The following is a 2,317-nucleotide window of genomic DNA, read 5'->3' as shown; positions in this document are numbered from 1 at the left end:
ACCCACATTCCGCACCCCCAACTGGCACATAGGCAGATGGAGGGGATAAAAGTAAATCATCCGAGATAATCGTGAGTAAAAACACCCAAAAATCTGTGCAACGCTCGCATCACTCAGTTAGGAATTCCTAAAAATTGACATGAGGGCATTAATTCAATCTTCTTAACCCATTAAAAGTCAAAAATCAGACCATTGATAACTATTAATTCCCAGCATATATCGCCTGCATTATGACAATAATACATCACTGCTGAATCAACAATTATTTAAATGTAAGTCAGTTTTACCAATCAATAATCGACTTCATTTCACAACAAAAAATAATAAGACCGACAGGTGACTGGAAATAAATTTAAGATGGCTAACCGTTCTGATGTCAAATTAGAAACTTGCTGAATTCCTTGAATACACACGGCATGAATCGATTGAAAACTTTGGAATATCCAGCGCAAAGTAGGTCGATTGGTTCCTTTGCCCAACTGATTTTTTACGGTTTTATTAGTGAGTTGCAAGTTTTGCCGGAGTAACCTTTGACCTAAAGTATAAATCAACAAACACAAACCCATTACCAAAGTTAAAGCCTCTATTCTTTCCGGCGACTTTAGAAACACGCTATCCGTAAAAAACAAGGGGTCTTTCAAAAACCCAAACCCTCTCTCTGCCGACTGCTGTTTCTTATATTTTACAATCATTTCATCAGGATTTAATTGTGAAGCATCCAGCACATTAGTAGCTAAGATAAATCTGCCACTAGCTTTGGTTGCTTTGGCTACCGCACTAGCATCTAATTCTAGTTGTGCCTGAACTTTAAATATTAGCTGAGAGCTAGAAATGTCAGAACTGGTCGAATTAGCATGGGATTTTGCTGTCGATTGTCTGCTACTAATTTGGGTTAAATTATGATATTTTAGTTCTGTAGATAAACGACGTGCTGCTGACAAGGCATCGGTGTCACAAGCAAATTCAATATTTGATAACTCTCGCAACTTTTTCTGACCCTCAATTTCAGCTTTTTTGAGTTTTTTTTCTAATTTACGTTGGTCTGCCTCACGACGCAAACTGCTCTCTACTACTAACCATCTTTGTGTAATTCCACCATAATTACTTTTGTGTTCTGACCAACGATATCCGGTCACAGCACTATCGTGAAATTCTGATTCATTTAATTGAGATACCAGTTGCTGCGCTTGTTTCAGACTGAGTGGTACACGAGTTAACCACCTTAAATTGGTTAACATTTCTAAATTGGGAGCGGTATATAATGCACTGTCAGCTACCATTAAACTGTCGAGATTTAATTTGTTTTTAAAGTCTTGACAAATTGAGGCGAATATGGAATTATCTGATTCGTTTCCTGAAGCTACTCGTAAAAATAGTGGTACATCTCCATCTCCACTACAAATTAGGTCTAAAATGAACTGTTTTAAGTCGGGACGATGATCGCGAGAGTAGCCGTAGGTAATCTCAATTGGTATGGGCGATGTTTGATGGTTGATTGATGAATTATCTAACTGATTGCTATCTGTTTCTATGCTCGAAAAAGATACTGATGGCAATTCTTGCTCATATTTGCCATGTAGATGAAATGAACTTGAGTCCAGGTGAGATGTGTCGGTATTTATCTCGAATTTTTGAGCGGCTGACAGGGCAATGGTTGTGAAGATTTCCGTAATTCCTGTCAAATATAATTTATCTAATACTCTGCCTAAACGGTCATCATTTAAATGTGATACTTGAATCCCCGTTCCAAGTAAATGTTCTACTGCTTTCCCTTCAAAAAATTTAGAAAATAAATACAATGGGGCGGAAACCATCCCTAATCCATTAATAATCATGGCTTTAACTACCAGGCCGGGACTGACTATCTCGCCCGGTTGTTCGCCTACTAATTCATTGATTTTTTGGACTATTCCTATTTCATCAATTAGACCGGCTATCAAGCCCAGATGATCTAGGTTTTCTACTTTCATCTGGGATGCTTTCTGCATGGGCTGCTGAATCCTGATTTGATTGTTCATCGCGAGCGCCAGTTTACACTATTTTTGGTGATGATTTGTTACGGAAGAGCGAGCGCAATTAACGCTTTTTCGCGGCTGTGAGCGCGTTACGGATACGTAATAAACTTGGTTTTTTACCGCTCGCAATTTTAACTGATATCAGATTTAACTCACGCCCTCACGTCAATTTTCCAGAATGGACTACTGGGTAATGCTGAGTGACCGAGATAGTTGAGTATTTCTACTCATGATGGTCTCGGATGATTCACTTTTACCCCCTCAATCTGCCTATGTGCCAGTTGGGGTGCGGAATGTGGGTT

General features: G+C 39.0%; 1 protein-coding gene. It reads right to left on the bottom strand.

All coding sequences use genetic code 11. The features are described from left to right. Positions 1-308: 308 nt before the first annotated feature. A complete protein-coding gene (locus Q5691_RS27460; RefSeq protein ID WP_333348398.1) occupies positions 309-1,988 on the bottom strand; it encodes an IS1634 family transposase in 1,680 nt (559 codons plus the stop codon). Positions 1,989-2,317 lie beyond the last annotated feature (329 nt).

Origin of the sequence: Microcoleus sp. w1-18aA5 (assembly GCF_036701705.1) — a bacterium.
GTDB lineage: Bacteria > Cyanobacteriota > Cyanobacteriia > Cyanobacteriales > Microcoleaceae > Microcoleus.
Note: the sequence above shows the minus strand (reverse complement) of the source record. Positions and strands in the feature narration are given on the sequence as shown.